Here is a 20,756-nt window from a genome sequence, read left to right as displayed (position 1 = left end):
CGTCGACCCGGCGGGGGAGCGGGCCAGGCCCGGCGTCTCGTCATATGCGCACCTGTACGCGTGGTTAAGTAGCACAGCCCGGCTGGAACCCTCTAAGGTAGAAGGTAGTAATGCCTAACCGCCGAAACGCGCACGCCCCGCAGAGCCGCCGTGCGCGCCGGCTGACACCGCACGAAAGAGGTCCGATGAACACCCCCACCCCCGAACGCGAGCAGCTGGTCGCAGACATCAAGCACGCCGGCTTCTACCCCGACCTGGTGCTGGAAGTGGTGGACGAGGCCCTGGCCGATATGAATCCCGACGCCCACTTTGTGCAGCACGAAACCCATTTCTCTCGCGATGATTTCCACCGCCACATCACCGTGATGGTCCTGTGCGGCGACTTCATCGTGTTTGCACACCTGGACGACCAGCACCTCGAGGGCGATGCGCAGGGCACCGTGGCGCACGTGAGCGTGGAGGCCGTGCACCTGAGCGACCTGAACGCGGTCACCATGAGCTACGGCTTCAGCCAGCCGCAGGCCTACAACGCCGGCAACACCGCCCCGACCGAAATTTCCTTCCAGATTGCCTGGACCGGGTCCCTGCACCTGGAGCTCGCCCCGGCCGGTTGCCAGGATCCGCAGTGCAACGCCGACCACGGCTACACCGGTGACGCCCGCCGCGAGGATATCGCGGTGCGTGTTTCCGCAACCGCTGACGGCCCCGAGTCGGTGTACCGCGCCCAGCACTTTGCGCGCGCCCTGCACCGCGCCCGCATGCGCGCCGCCCGCCGCTAAACAAGCACCCGCCGCTAAACAAGCACCCGCCGAGAGGAACCACCATGACGGCCCCGTCCCGCACCGAACAGCCCGCCCTGCACGATATCTTGGGTGCGCCGTTGCCTCCCGCGCCCGCCTACGGCAGCAATAGCATCGCCGATGTGCTGGAGTCCGCCTCATCCCTCGTGGCTCAGCGAAGCCTGGCGCGCCCGGTCCACGCCCTGGACGCCGACCCGGCCTTCCACTCCTCCGCCGACCCGCTAAACCTTGCCGGCCGCCTTGAGGAGCAGGATGTTGATCCGGCGTCGTTCCGCCACGCCTGCGTGATCATGGTGGACGGCCTGGGCGAGCAGCTGCTCAACAGCTACGGTGGCTACGCGCCCGCCCTGCGTAAGACCCTGAACCTGGGCCCGCTGGACGCCGCGTTCCCCACCACGACCGCTGCCTCCCTGACCTCGCTGGGCACCGGCACTGCACCCGGCGCGCACGGCGTTGCCGGCTACGAGGTGCGCAACCCGGCGGGCAACGGGGGAGCGGGCTCGGTCATGAACCACCTGTCCGGCTGGGACCAGTCGGTGGACCCGCACGCCTGGCAGCCGCTGCCGACCGTGCTGGAACGCCACCATACGAACCGCCGTGTGCTGACCATTTCGCTGGGTAAGTACCGCGGCACCGGCCTGACCGAGGCGGCGCTGCGCGGCGGCGACTTCGTAGATGCCGTCGGCTACAATGCCCGCGTCACCTACGCCCTGGAGGCGCTCTCCAGCCGCACCCCGACCACCGTGTACCTGTACTGGGGCGAGATTGACGCGGCGGGCCACCGCTACGGTGTGGGCAGCGACGAATGGCTACAGCAGCTGGAGGAACTGAACTCGGCGCTGAAGCGTCTGACGGAGCGCGCCCCGGCGTGGGCGGCACTTTTCGTGACCGCCGATCACGGCATGGTGAACGTGCCCGAGCACCAGCGCATCGACTACTCGGGCGTGGAGGAGCTGACCCGCAACATCGCCATGACCGCCGGTGAACCGCGCGCCGTGCACCTGCACCTGGAGGACACCTCGGAGGCGGCACGCACCGCCACCGCTCAGCGTTGGGCGCAGTACTGGGGCGAGCGCGCCTGGGTGATTGACTCTCGCGAGCTGATGCGTGCCGGCTACTTCGGCCCGGTCATCACGGATGCGGCGCGCGGCCGCATTGGTGACCTGATGGTGTGCGCTCGCGACGATTGGGCGCTGTACGATATGCGCCACTATCAGGAGCGTGCCCTGCACATGGTTGGTCAGCACGGTTCGCTGACGGACGCTGAGCGTCTGGTGCCGTTGCGCATGCTCAAGACCTTCTAAGACTCGGAAGAGCCCCGCTCAGCGGATACAGGCTGAGAAGATAGAAAAAGCCGCTGGTTATTCACGCGAATAACCGGCGGCTTTCTGCTGTCTTGGCGCCTTTGCCTAGAAGCCTTTATCGGGCGGCGCGCGGGTGGTCGCTTACTTGCGGCCGCCGAAGATGATGTCGTCCCAGGCGGGAACGCTCACGCGCTGCTTCTTCGAGGAAGACTTGGGCTTCTCTGCCGCGGAGGCCTTGGCGGATTCCTCGGCCGCACCCGCAGCTTCTGCGGGCTCATCCTGCGCCGCGGGAGCCTCGGCAGTCTCGGCTGCCTCGGTATCGGGGGAGTGCTTGCCGTACTCCTCCGGTGCCGGATGCGCCGCGGGGGTGTGCGCGGAGGGCGCACCGGTCAGCGGGCCTCGATCGGCGGTTGCGGTCTGTGCAGGCTGTTCCTCGTTCGCGCGGGTGGTCGCCTCAGCCTTGGGGGCCTCAGCAGGAGTCTCTGCGGGAGCCTCAGCCTGCGGAGTCTCAGCAGACTCGCGATGCACGAACACCTCGGGCTCCTCAACCTGGGCGGGACGCACCGAGCGGGCACGCTCCAGAAGCTCCTTGAGCTTACGCTCGTCAGCACTCTCGGAAGAAGCCAGGGGAGCCGGTGCGGGCTCCGGAGCCTTCGGCAGGCGGGCCTGCGGAACCTCCACGGGGGCCTTCTTCGCGGCGGCGGCCACAGCGTCCTCGCTATTGCCCATCAGGAAGTACGCGGCCTCGTTCGAGGCGTACAGGCCCTGGTTCGCGGGGTTGTACACCCAGCGGGCGGGGAACATCACCTGCGAGGGCAGGTTCTGACGCACCGAATCCTTCAGCGCAATATCAACCTCAACGCGCCACTGGCCGTTCTCCTGCTGGCGGGTCGTCCAATCCTGGGTGGCCTCCTCAAAACCGTAACGCTCCGAAACCTCCTCAATGCGGGCGCTGAGCGTCACCGGAATCTGCGCGCTACCCGAAGCCGAATCGCGGCGGCCAATCTTCACGCTCTGAGCGGCGCGAATAATGTGGGCGCGTTCGGCCACGATCGGCCACTCGTAGCGGCGCACGCGCTCCGGCTCCCAGCCGGACTCCTCCGCGATCTCCTCAACGGAGGCACCCTGACGGAAACGGGTCTGAATATCGCGCGGGCCGTAGGTGCCCTTAGCGCCCAGGCCGCGGGCGGGCTGAATACGGCGAGCCTTGGTGATGCTCGTGCGCAGGTTGGCGTCAATGGGCAGCAAGAAGCGGGTGCCGTCGGCAGACTCAAGCACCAGATTTTCGCCGTCATCGTGCACGCCAATCAGACGTAGCTCAAGCATGAGAACCTCCATAGGTGAACCGGGCGCCTTCCGTGAAATGTGGTGCACGGAACGCAAACTACCTTCCAGGGTACCGTGAAAGCGCGCAAAATCAGTAGCTCGGGGGCTTGTTTGGGCCAAAAAATATGTCCCGCGCCATCTTTATTGCACAGAATATGACGTCGTGTATGCTCAAAGCTCACGCTGGATTAGACAAAAGGGTGTTCAATGGTGAACAATACCTGGCATGTCGTCACGGGCGTAGCGGCGGCATGGAGAATTTTAAAACCAGAGTGGCGCGGCTAACGCGGCCACAGATTCAATAGATTCAACGGAGCGTGAAAGTTTGGCAACTGATTACGATGCACCTCGCAAGCAGGACGAAGAGCAGAGCGAAGAGTCCTACGAGGAGCTCAACGCGCGCCGTTCCGACATGCAGTCCGGCGCGGTAGACGAGGACGAGAACAGCGCCGCCGAGAGCTTCGAGCTTCCCGGCGCCGACCTCTCCAACGAGGAGCTGAACGTCGTGGTTCTGCCCGCTCAGGACGACGAGTTCACCTGCGCATCCTGCTTCCTGGTTCGCCACCGCTCGCAGATTGCACGCGAGGACGGCGGCCTGTACTACTGCGTCGAATGCGAAGGCTAATATTCCAAGGATGGGTAACCCCCACCCGATAGACATCTGAACGGGGCGAGTGCCACACGGCACCGCCCCGTTGAGTATGCCTCCGCACCCGCCGCGCGGGAGCCTGGCACACACATCCCGAAAGGACCGACCCCGATGAACCCCATCAACGTTCACATTAAGCTGCTCGATCCCGAGCTGCCCGCCCCCTCCTACGCCAAGCCCGGTGACGCCGGCGCCGATCTGCGCTCGCGCATCGAATTCGAGCTGGAGCCGGGCGAGCGTGCGCTCGTGCCCACCGGCGTGGCCATCGCCCTGCCCGAGGGCTACGTGGGTCTGGTGCATCCGCGCTCGGGTCTGGCCACCAAGCACGGTATTACCATTGTTAATGCGCCCGGAACCGTTGACTCCGGCTACCGCGGTGAGCTGATGGTCACCCTGCTCAACACCGATAAGACGAAGGCTTTCCACGTGAGCCGCGGCGATCGCATCGCTCAGCTGGTGATTCAGAAGTACGAGCACGCGACCTTCACCATCGTGGAGGAACTGGACGAGACGGAGCGTGGCTCCAGCGGCTTCGGCTCCAGCGGAGTTCACTAGGACGGGCTCGCACGGGTCCGCCGCGCTGCGGCTCGCGCGTAGAAACGTACCTCCCCTCAACGGATTCTGACGGATTCCCCGGGTGGAGGGAACACAACCCGCACCCGGGGTGCGGCGAAAGGTGGAACACCATGTTCGGATTTGGTAAGAAGAAGAAAGCCGAGGAGGCCGAGAAGGCCGCCATCGACAAGGCTGTCAACGAGGAAATCGAAGAGACCAGCGTCGAGGTCGAGGAGCTGAAGGAGGAGGAGAACTCCGCCGAAGTGATCAAGTACGATCGCGTGAACGGACCCCACGACATCGAGGAGGTCAGCGAAGAGGATCTCGAGGACTACGTCGACCTGGGCGCCCTGCGCATCAAGATGCACGAGGGCATGAACCTGCGACTCGAGACCGATGACTCGACCGGTGCGGTGATTGCCGCAACCATCACCCGCGACGGTGCAACCCTGCAGGTGCAGGCCTTCGCAGCGCCGCGTACCACCGGCATTTGGGACGACATCCGCCACGACCTGACCGAGTCCGTCGCCTCCCAGGGCGGCACGGTTGAGGTGTACGCCGGCGTGTTCGGTGCCGAGATGCTGACCCGCCTGCCCGCCATCACCCCGGACGGCAAGCGCGGCGAGCGCATCGCCCGCTTCGTGGGCGTGGACGGCCCCCGCTGGTTCCTGCGCGGCGTCATCTCCGGTGCCGCTGTGCTGGGCGACGAGGCTGCCGCAGCCTCCGTGGAGGAGGTTTTCCGCGATGTGGTGGTGGACCGCGGTGACGACCCGCGCCCGCCCCGCGAGCTGCTGCCCATGACCCTGCCCGCAGACCTGGCTATCGCCGAGGACGAAACTGAGGACGAGGAGCCGAAGGATAATCACCAGGAGCTCCGCCCGATGCCTCGCCGCGGCCCCGAGATCACCGAGATCGGCTAATGCCGAGCTTTTCGCATCATCCGAGCGCGCTCGTGGTTCCCGAGGAGCATCCGATTGCTCCCGGCTACCCCGAGCGCTTTCGCGTGCGCCTCGCCGGTCGCGTGGAGCAGGTGTGGCTACCGACGGCCCACAGCAAGCCGATGTACCGCGCCGAGCTGCTGGTCGCCAAGTCAAAGCCGCTGCAGTGGACGAACCCGCGCGCAATCATCGGCATGCCCATTGTGGAGCCTCCGGGCGAGGATTTTGAGGAGGAATCCGAGGACCCCGAGAAGCAGCACCATCTGAACACGGCCTCGCTGGCCACGGTCACCTCGCAGCTGGAAACCGTGGATGTGGCTTTTCCCTCCTACCCGCCGTTCAACTACGGCGACCGGGTGATACTCAAGTGGCAGGGCCAGCAGATGGTGCCGGGCGTCCTCGCCGGTGCGCTCCTGCGCTGTTCGGGCGTGGTGTCGATTCGCGCGAACCAGCCGATTATTTACAATCCGCGCTACGAGATTGTGCCGCAATTCTTTGTGGAGAAGGGATAACATGAGCTCCGAGCCGACCAATCCCGACCGGGAGGCCGAGAAGACCGCGCGCGAAACCGTGCCCGCATCCGCCGCACAGCAGAGCCGGGTGAGCGAGCGGAACGAGTCCTCCAAATCCTCCAAATCGTCCGAGTCGCCGCACCAGTTCGCGCAGGCGGTGAGCGCCTCCATGAGCGCGAACATGCGCCGCACCGCCAATGGTGACGTGGATGTTCTGCACGCCATCGGCGGTTGGCGCGGCCTGGTGGAATCCTCCCTGCCCGCGGTGGCGTTCCTGGTGTTGTTCACCGTGACGAAGGAACTGAACCTTTCGCTGATTGCCGCGCTGGTCGCGGCCGCCGCCTTCACCCTGATTCGCCTGGTGCAGGGGTCCAAGCTGGTGAGCGCCCTGACCGGTCTGGTGGGCGTGGCGATTTGCGCCTTCGCGGCCTACCGCACGGGTAATGCGAGCGACTACTTTGTGGTTGGTTTCTGGACGAACGGCCTGTATTCGCTGGGGTACCTGGTGTCCATGGCGGTGCGTTGGCCGATTACGGGCCTGATTTTCGGCGTGATTCGCGGCGAGGGCCTGACCTGGCGGAAGAACCCGGTGCGGGTGCGCCAGTACATGCTGGCCACCTGGATTATTACGATCCTGATGCTTCTGCGCCTGGCGGTGCAGATGCCCCTGTACTTTGCCAACGCGGTGGAGGCGCTGGGCGCCACCCGCCTGATTATGGGCCTGCCGCTGTACGCTTTGGGCGTGTGGCTGGCCTGGCGCGTTTCGGCCCCCGGAGAGGCGAGCTCGGGTGGGGACGCCGAGGCTCGCGATGCCGAAGAAGCTGAAGAACCTGAGACCGCTAATAGCGCTGACAGCGCTGAGGGCTCCGGCGTCGCTGAGGGCTCTGAGGGCTCTGAAAACCGCTAAAACACACCCCGCACCTTCGTAGAGAAGGCTTCATAGAAGATAAGGCGAAAGCCCCGGTCCGTAAGGGGATCGGGGCTTTCGCATCCTCAAATTTAGGGGATAACCACGCCGCGCAAGTCTACGCGAAGAGGGCGCGAATCTGATCCTCACCGGCAATCGTCGTGATGAAGAACAGCTCGTCGCCGCCCTCGAGCACGACGTCGGGGCTCGGCGGAATCGGGGCGCCATCGCGCAGAATCGCGGTGAGTACCGTATCGGCCGGCCACTGCACGTGGTCGACACGGTAACCGATGATGGGGTGATCCTCCGGCACAGTGTACTCGGCCAGGGTCGCGCCACCGGCCTGCAGGGTCAGCAGACGCACGACGTCGCCCACCTCCACGGCCTCCTCAACCAGCGCGGTCATCAGGCGCGGGGTGGACACGGCCACATCCACGCCCCAGGAGTCGTCGAAGAGCCACTCGTTGCGGGGGTTATTCACGCGGGCCACGGTGCGCGGCACGCCGAACTCGCTGCGCACCAGCAGGGAGACCATCAGGTTTGCCTTGTCGTCACCGGTTGCGGCAACGACCACGTCCGCCTTGTTCGGGTGCACCTGGCGTAGCACGGACAGCTCGCAGGCGTCACCTATATGCCAGCGCACGCCGGGCAGGTCGGCGCGCTTCTTAGCTTCGGGCTTGGAATCGATGATGGTCACGTCGTGTCCGTTTATCATGAGCTCCTTGGCAATCGACGCACCCACGGAACCGGCACCAACGATGAGTACCTTCATTACTTCTCCTTAGGGGTCGAGCGCTGGCGGCCAAAGAGCTGGCGGGGATCGGGCAGGGAGGGGGTCCCGAATCCAGGGGTGGCCTTACTCGTGGCGGAACGCAACCAGTCCATATTCGCGTCGGTGCGGTACTCCACCTCGTCGTCCTCGGTGCGCGGCGGGCGCGAAAGAATACGCGTCACATCGGCGACGTCGTCGGTGCGCATCATCACGTGCACGCTATCACCCTGCTGGTAGGCGCTATCGGGGCGGGGGAGCATACCCTCACCAAAGCGGGTGATGTAGGCGATGCGCACCCCGGCGGCACGCTCAATGTCGACGAGCGCGTGGCCGGCCCAGCCGTCATCCAGCGGAATCTCGGTGAGCATGAGGCGGCCCGAAGGCTCACGGAAATCACCCTTCAGCGCCTGCTCGGGCAGCAGACGGCGCAACACCTGATCGGTAGACCAACGCACCGAGGCCACCGTGGGGATGCCCATGCGCTGGAAGAATTCGGCGCGGTTGGGATCGTACACGCGAGCCACCACGTTCTTCACCTTGAACAGCTCGCGAGCCACACGCGCGGCAATGATGTTCGAGTTATCACCCGACGAGACGGCCGCAAAGGCGTAGGCCTCGGTAATTCCGGCGCGCTTGAGGGTCTCCTGATCGAAACCCACACCGGTCACCAGCTGACCCTCAAAACCCTTGCGCAACGGCTGGAAGGCGCGCTCATCCTGATCGATGACGGCAACCGTGTGCCCGGAGGCCTCCAGCGTGCGGGCCAGCATGACGCCCACGCGCCCGGCGCCCATGATGACAAAGTGAGGCATGCTTCTCTCCATGTGTTGATGACGCGCTTTAACGCATACCCTTCCAGTGTAATTGAACCGCTCATTGAATTGAGCTTTGGGGCCCGGGAAGATAGCCTTAATGGGTGAGAAATCGTTGGGACAGGATGCGCATCGCCCTGATCGGTCGACCGGTCAGCACGCGGAACCTTTCGGCAGTGACCCTGCCGAAGCGGTACGCCCTGCCCCTTTTTGGTGCCGACGGCATCTCCTCGGTGGCCTACGCCGCCGACCAGACGATTCTGACCCTGGCCGCGGCGGGTGCTTCGGCGCTCGCGTTCTCCCCGTGGGTTGGCCTGGCGGTCGCCCTGGTGGGGCTGGTGGTCATCGGCACCTACCGCTACAACATCAGCCAGATTGCCGCCGAGGGCGATATTCAGCTGGTGCACAAGAAGCTGGGCGCGTTACCCGCGGTCATGATGGGTGCCTCCTCGCTCATGGACTACATGCTGACGGTGTCGGTGTCCATGTCTTCGGCGGCCACATTCCTCGTGGCCCTGTACCCCGAGATTCAGGATTGGCGCACGACGATTGCGGTGCTGCTCATCCTGGCTCTGACGCTCACGGCCCTGCGCGGTCTGCAGCTCATGGGCAAGATTGCTCACTGGCCGCTGTACATCTTCCTGGCGCTCCTGGGCATCACCCTGATTATTGGTTGGGTGCGTGCCTCCGTGGGCGCCCTGCCCGTGGCCGAATCCGCCGGCTACGCCATCGTGCCGGAGCTAGGCAGCAACGCCACCGAAGGCGTGGCGCTCATGCTGCTGCTGGCACGCTCCTTCTCGGGAGGCGCGGTTGCTTTCTCCGGCGTGTCGACGATTTCCAATTCGGTCCGCTACTTCCGCCCGCCCAAGAAGTACAACGCGGCCCTGACCATGATGATGATGGGCATCATCACCTCCGTTCTGCTGGTGGGCCTGCTGAGCCTGGCCTACCTCACGCACGTGCACATGGTGCATGACACGACCCAATTCCTCTTCATCGACGGGCGCGCGCCGGGGGAGTACTTCCACCAGAAGCCCGCCCTCTACCAGGTGGCTCTCGCGGTGTACCGCGACACCCCGATTTACGCGCAGCTGCTGGTGTTTGCGACCGTGGGCGTGCTGATTATCGCTTCGATTACCGCGTTCACCGGCTTCCCCATGATCGCCTCCTCCCTGGCGGACTACCAGTACCTGCCCGTCTTCTTCCGCAGCGTGGATTCCCGCGGCCTGTACACCAACGGCGTGCTGACCCTCGCGGGCTTCTCGACGATACTCACCGTGCTCTTCGGCTCGGATGTCTACTCCCTGATTCAGCTGTACATCGTGGGTATGTGTATCTCCATGGTCATGGTGCAGCTGGCCGTGGTGCGTTACCGCATGCGCCTGCTGCGGGTTACCCTGGCCCAGATGCCCCGCCGCGCCCTCCTGCGCGATATCGCGGTGTCCGCCCTGGGCGTGACCGTCACCGCCGCCGTACTCGTTGTGGTGATCGTCACGAAGCTCGGTGCCGGCGCCTGGCTGTCCCTCGGAATGATTGCCCTCATGGTTGGAGGTATGATGCTCACTCACCGTCGTTACGCCACGGTCGACGAAGCCATGGATATGCCGCTGAACGCCGAGTCCGTGGCGGATGTGGCGGCCCTGCCCTCACGCGTGCACGCCATCGTGTACGTGGAACGCGTGCGCAGGCCCGCGGTGCGTGCCCTCTCGTACGCGCGTGCCTCGCGTCCCTCGACGATTGAGGCGCTCACCGTCAACAACGACCGCGCGGCTCTCGAGATCGTGAAGAACCGCTGGTACGCCCTCGACATCCCAGTGCCGCTGTCGGTCATCGACTCGCCCTACCGCGATACCGTGCAGGCAGTGGTCTCGTACATTCGCCGCCGCCGCAAGAAGTCGCCGCGCGACATCCTGGTCGTGTACCTGCCCGAATTCGTGGTGGATCACTGGTGGCAGCGTATTCTGCACCGCCGCACCGTGCGCCGCCTCAAGAAGGCGCTGCTTCATGAGTCTGGCGTGATGACCGCGACCGTGCCGTGGGCCATGCACGAGGACGAAGTGTACGACGAAATCTTCGACCAGCGCCTGCAGACCGAAGAGGTCGTCGAGGAGGCGACCACCCCGGGGGAGAACCCCGCCCTGGCACCGAACGTCACCCGCCCCGCCGGCGGCGGCCGAGAGCTCACCCAGAGCAACCGTCACGCGGTCTACCGCGGCCGATTGCACGAGGACTCTGCATCCTAAGCTACGCGGGGGAGCGCAGCTTCCCGAGAAAATCCCGAGAGCTTCCCGAGAAAACGGCGGCCCCGAAGAACCGCGCTGAAACACGAAGGGACCGCGCTGAAAGGCTCGCCCTATTGCCTTGCTACAAGCACCTGCTACAAACGCCCCGGACCGGCACGGTGAGGGCTTCACCGCACTTCACCCCCGGGGAGCGTCGAAACCCGAGACCCCGAATATTTCGGTGTAAAATAGTTCACATTAAGTGATGATTAGGAGACAACGTCGTGACTCAACACACCACTGACCCCGCCGCCGCCTCCACAGAAGCAGGTGGTTACAGCGTCGGCCAAGTCCTCACCGTCACCTGTGAAGCACCCGCCCACGGAGGCTCCTTCGTCGCTCGCACCGCAGAGGGCGTCATCTTCGTTCGCCACGGCGTTGTCGGCGAGCAGGCTCGCGTGCGCATCACCTCCATCGGCCCCAAGCGCCGCTACTACTTCGCGGACGTCATCGACGTTCCCGTGTCCTCCCTTGCCCGCCGCCCCCACCCCTGGATTCAGGCCGATGCGCTCGCCAGCGCCGAGGAGCGCGCCGCCGCAACCGGTGTGCCAGAGCTGCTGGGCGGCATGGAGTACGGTCACCTCGCGCTGGATGAGCAGCGCCGCTACAAGACCGATATTGTGCGCACCCAGATTCACCGTCTGGGCGGCCTGCCGCTGACCTCTCCGCTGCTAACGAACCTGACCGTCGAGGAGCTGCCCCTGCGCGATAACTCCGAGGGGCTGTCGTGGCGAACCCGCGTGCGCTACGCCGTGGCCCGCGTGCGTGAGGAAAACGCAGAGGGCCGACCCGTCGTGACCTGGCGCGTCGCCATGCACCCGTACCACGCCTCCTCGCCGGTCCCGGTCGTTGATTTTCCGCTTGCAGCCAGGGAATTGCGCGACCTGCACCTGGAGCAGCTGAACCTGCGCGGTGTGCGCGAGGTGGAGGCGACCGTCTCCTCCCGCGGCCGCGTGCTACTGCAATTCATCGTGGACCCGCGCTTCTCGATTGACGAGATTGCGCGCGCGGTGGAGGAGCAGGCCACCGAAGCCTGGGGACTGCTCGCCAAGCGTAAGGTGTCCCTCTACTTCACGCCGGAGTCGTCCTCGAACGGTAAGCCCAAGCGTCGCCGCCCTGGCGCCTCCCACGCACCCTACCGCCGCGTGGAGGAAAGCGACCGCCTGCTCGGTGCCGGCCTGCGTTCGGTGACCGAGGAAGTGACCTTCGGCCCCCGCCGCTTCAGCTACCAGGTCTCGGCCGGCGGATTCTGGCAGATTCACCGTTCGGCTCCTTCGACCATGATTGCGGCGATGCTGACCATGCTGCGCCCGCAGGAGGGCGAGTGCGCCCTCGACCTGTACGCCGGAGCGGGACTGTTCACCGCGGCCCTGGCCGATGCGGTGGGCCCCACCGGAACGGTCATCAGCATCGAGGGTTCCCCCGTGACCCACAAGGACGCCCGCTCCAACTTTGCGCCCGATGGATGCTCCCGCACCGATAACTCGGCGCAGACCCGCATCGAGGTGATTCGCGGTGACGTGGCGCGCCACCTGGTCGACCTGAAGACCGCCCGCGACTTCGAACAGATCCCGCCGATTGACGCCGTGGTTCTGGACCCCTCGCGTGAGGGTGCCAACCGCACCACCCTGGAGCGCCTGGACGCTCTGGATCCCGGTCGCATCCTGTACGTGGCCTGCGATCCGGCGGCTCTGGGCCGCGACACAGGTATTCTGCGTGAGCTCGGCTGGGATATGGTGCAGCTGCGGGCCTTCGACATGTACCCGAACACGCACCACGTTGAGAGCGTGGCGCTCTTCGAGCGTGCGCCGGCGAAGCCTCGCCCGCGTCGTCGCCGCAAGTAGGCGGCGGATTGGCCGCGGCTCGTCCTTCGACAGAGGAGGGCGGGGCGCGGACCGGCGTTCGATTGGCGGCAGACCTGCCCGGGGTGCCGTCGGAGGAGAGGAGAGCTCGTCTCACCTGACGGTGACGCGAATCTGATTTTTAGCCCCTTAAAAGGTAAAATCATTGGAGAACCAACGCACGGAATGAGCCGTGCCCTGAACCCTTGAGGAGTGTGGGTGTATGTCTGCTGAAAATGCGTCGCCGCAGGAGAACAACCCGAAGGCCGCCACCCCCGGAGCACCCACCGTAGATTACAGCCTCGGCGACGGCCACACGGCCCGCCTGCTGCCCGGCATCAAGGACCCCTCCGACCTGCGCAACCTGAGCTACGAGCAGCTGGAGGAGCTTTCCAACGAGATTCGCCAGTTCATCGTGACGAACGTTTCGGCGACCGGCGGCCACCTGGGCCCGAACCTGGGCGTTGTGGAGCTGACCCTTGGCATCCACCGCATTTTCGATTCCCCCAAGGACAACATCCTCTTTGACACCGGCCACCAGTCCTACGTGCACAAGCTCGTGACCGGCCGTCATGCGTTTAAGACTCTGCGTCAGAAGGGCGGCCTCTCGGGCTACCCCGACCGCAACGAGTCCAAGCACGACATTATTGCCTCCTCGCACGCCTCCAGCTCTATCTCCTGGGCCGACGGCATTTCGCGCGCCAACCGTATTAACGGTGAGGACGACCGCTACACCGTCGTGCTCATCGGCGACGGCGCGCTCACCGGCGGCATGGCCTGGGAGGCCGTGAACAACATCGCCGCCGACCGTAGCCGCAAGGTCGTAATCATCGTGAACGATAACGGCCGCTCCTACGCGCCCACCATCGGCGGTTTCGCCAACCAGCTTTCCGAGCTCAAGCACGGCGTGCAGCAGCAGGTGGACCGCGTTCGCCTGGACCACCGCTACGACCGCGCCCTCGACGCGGTGCGCGTGGGTCTGCAGCGGGGTGGTGCCCTGGGCCAGATGATTTACCGCGGCCTGCACGGCATGAAGGCCGGCATCAAGGACGTGGTGGTGCCCAAGGGTATCTTCGAGGAACTCGGCATGAAGTACGTGGGCCCCATCGACGGCCACGATCAGCAGGCTGTGGAGAACGCCCTGACCGCCGCGAAGAACTACGGGGGCCCGGTCATCGTGCACGCCATCACCGAGAAGGGCCACAGTTATGCACCCGCCCGCGCGAACAAGGACGACCAGTTCCACGCGGTCGGCCCGATTGACCCGCTGACCGGTAATGCCGTCTCCAAGAGCACCGCCGAGTCCTGGACCAGCGTCTTTGGCCGTGAGATTGCAGATATTGCGGATGAGCAGGAGAACGTCGTCGGCATCACCGGCGCTATGCTCATTCCCGTGGGTCTGCGCGAGTTCCAGAAGCGCCACCCCGACCGCGTGATTGACGTGGGCATCGCCGAGCAGCACGCCATCGCCATGAGCGCGGGCCTCGCCTACGGTGGCATGCATCCGGTCGTCGCGCTCTACGCAACCTTCCTGAACCGCGGTTTCGACCAGCTGCTCATGGATGTGGCACTGCACAAGGCCGGCGTGACCGTGGTCCTGGACCGCTCCGGCATCACCGGCCCCGACGGCGCAAGCCACCACGGCATGTGGGACTTGGCGATGCTGCAGTTCATCCCCGGGCTGCACCTGGCCGCCCCGCGTGACGCCGCAACCCTGCGCGAGGAGCTGCGCGAAGCCGTAGCCATCAACGACGCACCCACCGTGATTCGCTACCCCAAAGGCTCCGTGGGCGAGGACATCCCAGCTATTGAGCGCCGCGCCGACGGTGTAGACGTTCTGGCCCGCACCGGCGAACCGCATCCCGAGACCGGCCAGCGCGACGTGCTCTTCGTGGCCGTGGGCGCCATGGCCCGCGTGGCCCTGGAGGTTTCCGAGATTCTGGCCGCAGAGGACATTGAGTCCACCGTGATTGACCCGCGCTGGATCATTCCCGTTCCCTCCTCCGTCGTGGAGCTGGCCCGTGACCACCGCATCGTGGTGACCATCGAGGACGGCGTGCGTTCCGGCGGCGTGGGTGCGCGCATCCGACAAGAGATGCGTGAGGCCGGCGTCGATACGGCCCTGAGCGAGCTGGGTCTGCCCGCCGAGTTCATCCCGCACGCATCGCGCGAGCAGATTCTGGAGGAGGTTGGCCTGACCCCCGAGCGAATCGCCGCGGATGTGCGTGCCCAGCTGGCCGGCGACAAGGTGCCCTTCGCCCGTGAGGAGGGCCAGAAGCCCCGCCACACCGCGTAGCCGTAACGCGTAAAAGTTAGAGACGCAGAAAACCCAGCTACCCCGACCGGGTAGCTGGGTTTTCTGTGTTTTCAACAGTGCACCTCAACGGCACACGAAACTAAAACGAGGCAGAGGCCGGCCCTAGCTGTTGTTTCCCACAAAGATACGGCCGTCTTTCACCTGCACCGAGTAGGTCTTCAGCGGGGTCTCCGCCGGGCCGTGCAGCACCGAACCGTCGGCGGTCGCGAACTCCGAACCATGGCAGGGGCACACGATGCGGTTCGAATCCTGCACCTGCAACTGGCACCCCTGGTGAGTGCACACGGGGCTGTACGCCTTGTACTGACCCTCGGACGGCTGAGCCACAATCACGGTCGTGGTGCCGCGGGTCAGCTTAGCGGCCTTACCCACGCCCACCGAAGACGCGGCTGCCATATCCACGGTTCCGTCGGGCGCGGTCACCGTCGTGCCGCCGCCCTCGGCACAGGAAGCCAGCGCCGCGGTGGAGGCCAGTGCCCCGGTCACCAGGGTCGCACGGCGCGAAAACAGACGGGACGAGGCCCTCTCGGCATCCGACGCAAGGTCGGTTTCGGCAGTCGCCGTGGGCTTCACCGAAGCGGACTGCTCCTGAACGCTCGCCTGCCGACAGCAGGAACAATTCTGAGAAGTAGACATAAATCCTCTTTCGTTGAGCGAAAGCTAACCCAAATACTTCGCGAATACCGGCGCGATCGCGGGGGCGACCAGACCGGTCTGCCAGGGGCGTGCGCCGTAGGCGGCCAGCGCATCCCGCAGGGACTGCTCGTCGTGACGGGCCGGAGGCTCCCAGCAGAGGCGGCGCACGTAATCGGTCGTAATCAGGTTCTGCGCCGGAATCGTCAGGCGCTCGGAGAGGTCATCAATCACCTGGCGAACCTCGGTAAACAGCGCAAGATTCTCGGGGCGCTTCGACTCCCACGCCTTCAACGGGGGAGGGGCGGTCGAGGGCAGGGTGTACGGCACCGCGTTCTCGCCGCGGGCTGCGGATGCGATAGCGCGCACCCAGCGGGGACCCTCACGGCGCAGGCCGCGCGTCTGAAAACCGGGGATGGCCATCACGGCCGGCACGTTGCGGGGCATGGTGCGGGCCGCCTCAATCAACGCGGAATCGGGTAGTAGCCGCTTCGAATCGATGTCCTTCTTGCGGGCCAGCGAATCGCGTTCAACCCACAGGTTACGCAGCGCCGTCAGCTGTTTGACCGACCGCAGGGCAGTGCGGCCCTTCGTCTTGCGCCAACGCTCCGGCTGGTCCGTGGGGTCCTTCACCGGTGATGCGCACAGGTACGCAAACTCCTCTTGAGCGTACTGCAGCTTGCCCTGCTTGCGGAGTAGCTCCTCCAAGGCGTCGCGCAGGTCGATGAGCACGTCAACGTCCAGCAGCGCGTAGTTCAGCCACGACTCCGGTAGGGGACGGTGCGACCAGTCCTCCTTCGAATGCTTCTTCTCCAGCCTGTAGCCCAGAAGCTCCTCAACCGTCGCGCCCAGATTCACGCGTTTCAGGCCCGCCAGGCGAGCACCCAGCTCGGTGTCAAATAGGCGCTTGGGGCGCATGCCCAGCATGTCGAGGCTCGGGAAGTCCTGAATCGCCGCGTGAATCACCCACTCGGCGTCGGCCAGCGCATCATTAATGATGCGCAGGTCAGAGAAGGCCTCCGGGTCGATCAGGTACAGCTTGTCCTCGCGCTTGAGCTGCACTAGGAACGCGCGCGAACCGTAACGGATACCCTGCGCGCGCTCGGTATCAACGGCCACCGGGCCGGAGGCCGCCGCCAGTGACTCGGCGGCTCGGCGCAAACCGCTCTCGGTGTTAATCAGCGTGGGAATCGGCGTCGAAGGGGTGTTCAGCGGAACAACCTCGGGAACCTCAATATCCTGAAGGGTCAGCGAACCGTTCGCTTTAGCTGCGCTACTCATGGAACCATCCTCTTCTGACGCTCAGGTGTTGTACATGTAGATCGCCCCGGGCACGCCACACCGGCCCCCAAAGGCACTAGGCCATTCTACCCGCCCCGGCTGAGAGGCTCGAATTAGGGGAATCGGGGTGGCCCCGGGGCCGCTTCTGGATGCTATTCCTCTTCGGCCTTTTCGTTCTCGGCCGGGGTGAGGGTCAGGCACACCGAGTTAATGCAGTAGCGCAGGTCGGTGGGGGTGGGGTAGCCCTCACCCTCGAATACATGGCCCAGGTGCGAGTCGCAGGCGGCACATCGCACCTCGACGCGGCGCATGCCGAACGTCGTGTCTTCCAGGTAGCGCACGCGGTCCTCGGCCAGGGGAGCGAAGAACGACGGCCAGCCGCAGTGCGAGTCGAACTTCTGGTCCGAGCGGAACAGCTCCGTGCCGCAGGCTCGGCAGGAGTAGATGCCTTCGGCGTGCGTGTTCCAGTACTCGCCCGTGAAGGGACGCTCCGTGCCGCCCTCGCGCAGCACCGCGTATTCTTCGGGGCGGAGGACTTCACGCCAATTCTTTGCGATGGTGCCGACACCCGGCAACGAGTTACCCATGGGATTCTCCTTTAAATCGTTGATCTGTACATTAAATCGTTGATCTGTACACATGCATAACGCGGCGGTGGAGGAGTATATTTCCTCAACCGCCGCGGTGCGCAGTCTGTGCCGATAATATTCTGTCGCGGGGCAGCACGAGGCTGTTAGGCGCGGATATCGGCGTACTTTCCGTTGGTGAGCTTCAGCAGGTCGTCGGGGGCGAGCTCGACGTCCAGTCCACGCTTGCCTCCGGACACCATGATGGTATCGAAGAGCTGGGCGCTTTCGTCCAGGAGGGTGGGGGAGGGGGTCTTCTGGCCCAGCGGGGAGATACCGCCGACCACGTAGCCGGTGCGGCGTTCGGCGACCTTCGGGTCGCACATGGAAGCGTTCTTCCAGCCGAGGGCTGCGGCGGCGGCCTTCACGTTGAGCTTGCCGGAGACGGGGACGATTGCGACTGCGAATTCCTTTTCGTGCACGATGAGCAGGGTCTTGAAGACCTGTTCCTCGGATGCGCCGAGGTTCTTCGCAGCCTCTTCGCCGAAGGAGGTTACGCCCTCGGTGTGCTCGTATTCGCGCATCTGGAAGGGAGTGTTCGTCTCGGCGAGGAGGGCAACGGCGGCCGTTGCTGCTCCGCTCTTCTTGCCTTTATTTTTCTTAGCCATACAACCATTTTACGGAAGTCACCATGCGCCGATACCTACGCGCCGATACCTATGCGCCGAGAAGCCACATGTGTTTCGAAAAGCCACAACGATGGTGGCTTCTCGAAACACGTGTGGCTTCTCAATGGTTATGGGGTTATTTCAGTAGCCCTTTTTCCTTCAGCTGCTCTTGAGAAAGCGAGCCAACGACAGTCCAAAATCCATCTGATTTGCCTACGTTCTGAGGTAGCCTTTAGGCTCCCTTTTTTTCTTAGTAAATACCGATGAATAATTGCATGCCAAGACTAGTCAGGATGATAGCAATCCAGCAAAGGGCTCCAAGAAGAATGGATTTTCCACTGGATTTGATCATAGCAATGAGGTTGGTTTTGAGACCAATAGCACTCATAGCCATGATGATGAGGAATATAGAGAGTTGTTTGAGAGGTGAAAAGAAGCTATTGCTGACACCGAAAGATGTGAGAAGAGTAGTTATCAGAGAAGCTAGGATAAAGTAGAGAATGAAAACGGGGAAGATTTTTTTAAGCTTCACTCCTTGGTTGTTGCCTTGTTGACGGCTTTGCCAATAATAGGAGAGGAAGAGAACGATAGGGATAATAGCTAGAGTACGTGTCAGCTTGACAATAGTTGCAGGCTCAAGAGTGTTTGCATTGTAAAGACTATCCCAGGCACTAGCAGTAGCTGTCACAGAGGAAGTATCGTTGACCGCAGTACCCGCAAAGAGAGCAAAACCTTCGTTGGAAAGATGGAGCCAAGAACCTAGAGTTGGAAAGATAAGAGCTGCCAAGACATTGAAGAAAAAGATAACAGAAATGGCTTGGGCTACTTCTTTTTCCTTGGCGCGAATAACAGGAGCAGTCGCTGCAATGGCAGAACCGCCACAGATAGAAGATCCAACTCCAATCAAGGTAGCTAGCTTTGTATCAAGCTTAAAAAAGCGTTGGAAAAAGAAAGCTATAATCAAAGCAATTGAAATAGTTGAAAGGATAACAGGAAGGGAAGATTTTCCAACTGCGAAAACTTGTGAGATATTGAGTCCAAACCCAAGCAAAATAACAGCATACTGAAGCAGTTTTTTAGAGCTATAAGTCAAACCGGCATCCAGTTGTGCATAGGAAGCGAGAAAGGGATGGAGAATCATTCCGATAAAAATGGCGAAAACAGGTGCTCCCACAACAGGCAGAAATCCTCCTAAAACCCAAGAGATGATAGAAATGATCAGACAGACTGACAATCCTGCCCAATTTTTTGATAGAAATGACATAAAAACCTCCGAAAATAAACACTCCTTATTATAATCTTATTTGTTAGAAAAATAAAATAGAAAGTAGGAATGCAGACCCAGCCCGGGGAACGCGCCACCTCAGCCTCCGCGCTGATAAAGGCCTTCGATATCCTTGAGGAACTTAATATCCTTCTCGTAGGTATCCAGCATATAGGGCCATACATACTGCATGTCACCGGTCTGAATACCGTAGTTACGGGCTCTGACCCAATCGGTCATCATCTCACGAAGACCAGCAAAGGTTTCAAGGGTACTGTTGCGGCTTAGCCTTCGGAAGAGGGACGTTTTGAGCTATACCATATGCATCAGCTTTGCGGTACTCGCCGTCGGGTGCCTTTGATCCGCCGGAATAGCCGCGGTAATGACCGGGCTCGGAGTAGCGGAAGCAGAAGTAGCGTTAGATGCTGCCGCAGACGCCGAGGCGGTTTCGCTCGGCGCTGCGGAGGTGGTGGCTGCCGCCTCGTTATTTGCCTGATGGCCGCATGCCGCAAGCAGGGCACCAAGACCCAGAAGGGTACCGCCGCTCAGCATTGCGCGGCGGGTAAAAAGGTTGGAAGTCATGGAATTGTATTCCTCATATCGGTGTGGTGTGTGAAGAGATGGGGGGCTGGTTAGAAACCGGAAGACTAACCAACCGAAGGGAAGAACCCCGATAGATGAGAAGCCACATGTGTTTCGAAAAGCCACCAAAGAAGTGGCTTCTCGGCAAACATGTGGCTTCTCAACGTAAGACCCGCGGCGGACTTTACATGTCGGGCCAGTCGCGGTGCAGTGAATACTCTGTGTCCCCGTCACCGCTATCGTTTAGATGCCAGCGCTGGCCGGTACGGATGTCAGCCTTGCGCAACCTGGGGTTCGGGTTATCCTTTTTACCCATCGTCGGGTCGTTCTTGCAGCCCCAACGAGTGTCGTCGTCTTCGCAGGTGCCGCCGACGCGTCCCACATCAACCCACCACACACGCACCAGCAGCGGGTCAACGGTATCTTTCGTCAACACAACATCCAACGCCTGCCATGCGCCGCCGTTCACCCGGAAACGACCAGAGTATGACACTGTTGCGTAGGCATGGAAATTACCCGAACGCTTATACACATAACTGGTCGCGGTCTTGCGTGACTCTTCGCCGCGTGCCCTGCTAACCGGCTTACCCATGGTGTAGAAAGTATCCTCGTCACCGTTGCCGTATTGGATGGTCATCTGGGTGGGATAGGATTCGATTTCTACGTGGCCGATCATGAGGTCGCCTTCCCAATGTGCGGTGGGTGCGTCGACGTAGAAGTTGACGGCTTGGTTCTTGTAGACGTTGG

Annotated in this window: 20 protein-coding genes and 1 pseudogene; 11 read left to right on the top strand and 10 right to left on the bottom strand. The window is 63.0% G+C overall.

Features of this window, described 5'->3' with window-relative positions; all coding sequences use genetic code 11:
- Positions 1 to 185 precede the first annotated feature (185 nt).
- Together ADJ95_RS06125 and ADJ95_RS06120 are read left to right on the top strand one after the other, a co-directional pair.
- On the top strand, positions 186 to 779 hold the full coding sequence (locus ADJ95_RS06125) for a DUF5998 family protein (RefSeq protein ID WP_049333602.1): 594 nt from the start codon (positions 186 to 188) through the stop codon (positions 777 to 779).
- Positions 780 to 823: 44 nt separating this feature from the next.
- Positions 824 to 2,104, top strand: a complete 1,281-nt coding sequence (locus ADJ95_RS06120) for an alkaline phosphatase family protein (protein WP_049333600.1) — start codon at positions 824 to 826, stop codon at positions 2,102 to 2,104.
- A gap of 141 nt (positions 2,105 to 2,245) precedes the next feature.
- Here ADJ95_RS06120 and sepH read toward each other — a convergent pair whose 3' ends face one another.
- Positions 2,246 to 3,430, bottom strand: a complete 1,185-nt coding sequence (gene sepH, locus ADJ95_RS06115) for a septation protein SepH (protein ID WP_192830507.1) — start codon at positions 3,428 to 3,430, stop codon at positions 2,246 to 2,248.
- 325 nt (positions 3,431 to 3,755) lie between these two features.
- Here sepH and ADJ95_RS06110 point away from each other — a divergent pair, with 325 nt between their 5' ends.
- The 5 genes from ADJ95_RS06110 to ADJ95_RS06090 all read left to right on the top strand — a co-directional run bounded on the left by ADJ95_RS06110 (position 3,756) and on the right by ADJ95_RS06090 (position 6,991).
- Complete coding sequence (locus ADJ95_RS06110; RefSeq protein ID WP_049333595.1) at positions 3,756 to 4,055, top strand: DUF4193 domain-containing protein; 300 nt, start codon at positions 3,756 to 3,758, stop codon at positions 4,053 to 4,055.
- A 135-nt stretch (positions 4,056 to 4,190) separates the two neighbouring features.
- Positions 4,191 to 4,634: a dUTP diphosphatase gene (dut, locus tag ADJ95_RS06105; RefSeq protein WP_049333593.1), complete on the top strand. Its 444-nt coding sequence runs from the start codon at positions 4,191 to 4,193 to the stop codon at positions 4,632 to 4,634.
- Between the two features lie 131 nt (positions 4,635 to 4,765).
- Complete coding sequence (locus ADJ95_RS06100) at positions 4,766 to 5,554, top strand: DUF3710 domain-containing protein (RefSeq protein ID WP_049333591.1); 789 nt, start codon at positions 4,766 to 4,768, stop codon at positions 5,552 to 5,554.
- Positions 5,554 to 6,084, top strand: coding sequence for a hypothetical protein (locus tag ADJ95_RS06095; protein ID WP_049333589.1), 531 nt, complete (start codon positions 5,554 to 5,556; stop codon positions 6,082 to 6,084). The genes ADJ95_RS06100 and ADJ95_RS06095 overlap by 1 nt, the downstream gene beginning before the upstream one ends.
- A 1-nt stretch (position 6,085) precedes the next feature.
- Complete coding sequence (locus ADJ95_RS06090) at positions 6,086 to 6,991, top strand: DUF3159 domain-containing protein (protein WP_080974962.1); 906 nt, start codon at positions 6,086 to 6,088, stop codon at positions 6,989 to 6,991.
- A gap of 118 nt (positions 6,992 to 7,109) precedes the next feature.
- Here ADJ95_RS06090 and ADJ95_RS06085 read toward each other — a convergent pair whose 3' ends face one another.
- Together ADJ95_RS06085 and ADJ95_RS06080 are read right to left on the bottom strand one after the other, a co-directional pair.
- Positions 7,110 to 7,763, bottom strand: a complete 654-nt coding sequence (locus ADJ95_RS06085) for a potassium channel family protein (protein ID WP_049333586.1) — start codon at positions 7,761 to 7,763, stop codon at positions 7,110 to 7,112.
- Entirely contained in the window at positions 7,763 to 8,575 is an 813-nt protein-coding gene (locus ADJ95_RS06080; protein WP_049333584.1) for a potassium channel family protein, read from the bottom strand. Before ADJ95_RS06080 ends, ADJ95_RS06085 begins: the two co-directional genes overlap by 1 nt.
- A gap of 176 nt (positions 8,576 to 8,751) precedes the next feature.
- On the opposite strand from ADJ95_RS06080, the gene ADJ95_RS06075 reads away from it, so the two are divergent.
- From ADJ95_RS06075 to dxs, 3 genes are all read left to right on the top strand, one after another.
- Positions 8,752 to 10,818, top strand: coding sequence for an APC family permease (locus ADJ95_RS06075; RefSeq protein WP_239662805.1), 2,067 nt, complete (start codon positions 8,752 to 8,754; stop codon positions 10,816 to 10,818).
- Positions 10,819 to 11,081: 263 nt separating this feature from the next.
- Positions 11,082 to 12,701, top strand: coding sequence for a class I SAM-dependent RNA methyltransferase (locus ADJ95_RS06070; RefSeq protein WP_049333579.1), 1,620 nt, complete (start codon positions 11,082 to 11,084; stop codon positions 12,699 to 12,701).
- Between the two features lie 220 nt (positions 12,702 to 12,921).
- Positions 12,922 to 14,994, top strand: coding sequence for a 1-deoxy-D-xylulose-5-phosphate synthase (dxs, locus tag ADJ95_RS06065; protein WP_080974961.1), 2,073 nt, complete (start codon positions 12,922 to 12,924; stop codon positions 14,992 to 14,994).
- 123 nt (positions 14,995 to 15,117) lie between these two features.
- Here the strand turns inward: dxs and ADJ95_RS06060 are convergent, their stop codons facing one another.
- The 5 genes from ADJ95_RS06060 to ADJ95_RS06040 all read right to left on the bottom strand — a co-directional run bounded on the left by ADJ95_RS06060 (position 15,118) and on the right by ADJ95_RS06040 (position 19,427).
- A complete protein-coding gene (locus ADJ95_RS06060; protein WP_080974960.1) occupies positions 15,118 to 15,651 on the bottom strand; it encodes a Rieske (2Fe-2S) protein in 534 nt (177 codons plus the stop codon).
- 24 nt (positions 15,652 to 15,675) lie between these two features.
- Positions 15,676 to 16,929 carry an HRDC domain-containing protein gene (locus ADJ95_RS06055; RefSeq protein WP_049333575.1) on the bottom strand — a complete coding sequence of 418 codons (1,254 nt, stop codon included), beginning with the start codon at positions 16,927 to 16,929 and terminating at the stop codon, positions 15,676 to 15,678.
- 152 nt (positions 16,930 to 17,081) lie between these two features.
- Positions 17,082 to 17,516, bottom strand: a complete 435-nt coding sequence (gene msrB, locus ADJ95_RS06050; RefSeq protein ID WP_049333573.1) for a peptide-methionine (R)-S-oxide reductase MsrB — start codon at positions 17,514 to 17,516, stop codon at positions 17,082 to 17,084.
- Between the two features lie 146 nt (positions 17,517 to 17,662).
- On the bottom strand, positions 17,663 to 18,163 hold the full coding sequence (ybaK, locus tag ADJ95_RS06045) for a Cys-tRNA(Pro) deacylase (protein ID WP_049333571.1): 501 nt from the start codon (positions 18,161 to 18,163) through the stop codon (positions 17,663 to 17,665).
- Between the two features lie 250 nt (positions 18,164 to 18,413).
- Positions 18,414 to 19,427: a YeiH family protein gene (locus ADJ95_RS06040; protein WP_049333569.1), complete on the bottom strand. Its 1,014-nt coding sequence runs from the start codon at positions 19,425 to 19,427 to the stop codon at positions 18,414 to 18,416.
- 69 nt (positions 19,428 to 19,496) lie between these two features.
- Here ADJ95_RS06040 and ADJ95_RS09615 point away from each other — a divergent pair, with 69 nt between their 5' ends.
- Complete coding sequence (locus ADJ95_RS09615) at positions 19,497 to 19,715, top strand: hypothetical protein (RefSeq protein WP_210398459.1); 219 nt, start codon at positions 19,497 to 19,499, stop codon at positions 19,713 to 19,715.
- A 24-nt stretch (positions 19,716 to 19,739) separates the two neighbouring features.
- Here the strand turns inward: ADJ95_RS09615 and ADJ95_RS09510 are convergent, their stop codons facing one another.
- Both ADJ95_RS09510 and ADJ95_RS06030 read right to left on the bottom strand, forming a co-directional pair.
- Complete coding sequence (locus ADJ95_RS09510; RefSeq protein WP_239662804.1) at positions 19,740 to 20,009, bottom strand: hypothetical protein; 270 nt, start codon at positions 20,007 to 20,009, stop codon at positions 19,740 to 19,742.
- Between the two features lie 184 nt (positions 20,010 to 20,193).
- A pseudogene (locus tag ADJ95_RS06030) lies at positions 20,194 to 20,756 on the bottom strand (peptide ABC transporter ATPase); the annotation flags it as partial.

The organism is Rothia mucilaginosa (genome assembly GCF_001061665.1).
Classification (GTDB): Bacteria; Actinomycetota; Actinomycetes; order Actinomycetales; family Micrococcaceae; genus Rothia; species Rothia mucilaginosa_A.
The sequence above is the reverse complement of the archived record's forward strand: the minus strand, read 5'-3'. Positions and strand labels throughout refer to the sequence as shown.

What these genes read in the sequence shown, in the direction of transcription:
- ADJ95_RS06100 (WP_049333591.1), top strand. Translation starts at nt 4,766, where the DNA reads ATGTTCGGATTTGGTAAGAAGAAGAAAGCCGAGGAGGCCGAGAAGGCC.
- ADJ95_RS06085 (WP_049333586.1), bottom strand. Translation starts at nt 7,763, where the DNA reads ATGAAGGTACTCATCGTTGGTGCCGGTTCCGTGGGTGCGTCGATTGCC.
- ADJ95_RS06095 (WP_049333589.1), top strand. Translation starts at nt 5,554, where the DNA reads ATGCCGAGCTTTTCGCATCATCCGAGCGCGCTCGTGGTTCCCGAGGAG.
- ADJ95_RS09615 (WP_210398459.1), top strand. Translation starts at nt 19,497, where the DNA reads ATGCAGACCCAGCCCGGGGAACGCGCCACCTCAGCCTCCGCGCTGATA.
- ADJ95_RS06060 (WP_080974960.1), bottom strand. Translation starts at nt 15,651, where the DNA reads ATGTCTACTTCTCAGAATTGTTCCTGCTGTCGGCAGGCGAGCGTTCAG.
- ADJ95_RS06040 (WP_049333569.1), bottom strand. Translation starts at nt 19,427, where the DNA reads ATGTCATTTCTATCAAAAAATTGGGCAGGATTGTCAGTCTGTCTGATC.
- msrB (WP_049333573.1), bottom strand. Translation starts at nt 17,516, where the DNA reads ATGGGTAACTCGTTGCCGGGTGTCGGCACCATCGCAAAGAATTGGCGT.
- ADJ95_RS06080 (WP_049333584.1), bottom strand. Translation starts at nt 8,575, where the DNA reads ATGCCTCACTTTGTCATCATGGGCGCCGGGCGCGTGGGCGTCATGCTG.
- ADJ95_RS06125 (WP_049333602.1), top strand. Translation starts at nt 186, where the DNA reads ATGAACACCCCCACCCCCGAACGCGAGCAGCTGGTCGCAGACATCAAG.
- sepH (WP_192830507.1), bottom strand. Translation starts at nt 3,430, where the DNA reads ATGCTTGAGCTACGTCTGATTGGCGTGCACGATGACGGCGAAAATCTG.
- dut (WP_049333593.1), top strand. Translation starts at nt 4,191, where the DNA reads ATGAACCCCATCAACGTTCACATTAAGCTGCTCGATCCCGAGCTGCCC.
- ADJ95_RS09510 (WP_239662804.1), bottom strand. Translation starts at nt 20,009, where the DNA reads ATGACTTCCAACCTTTTTACCCGCCGCGCAATGCTGAGCGGCGGTACC.
- dxs (WP_080974961.1), top strand. Translation starts at nt 12,922, where the DNA reads ATGTCTGCTGAAAATGCGTCGCCGCAGGAGAACAACCCGAAGGCCGCC.
- ybaK (WP_049333571.1), bottom strand. Translation starts at nt 18,163, where the DNA reads ATGGCTAAGAAAAATAAAGGCAAGAAGAGCGGAGCAGCAACGGCCGCC.
- ADJ95_RS06055 (WP_049333575.1), bottom strand. Translation starts at nt 16,929, where the DNA reads ATGAGTAGCGCAGCTAAAGCGAACGGTTCGCTGACCCTTCAGGATATT.
- ADJ95_RS06090 (WP_080974962.1), top strand. Translation starts at nt 6,086, where the DNA reads ATGAGCTCCGAGCCGACCAATCCCGACCGGGAGGCCGAGAAGACCGCG.
- ADJ95_RS06120 (WP_049333600.1), top strand. Translation starts at nt 824, where the DNA reads ATGACGGCCCCGTCCCGCACCGAACAGCCCGCCCTGCACGATATCTTG.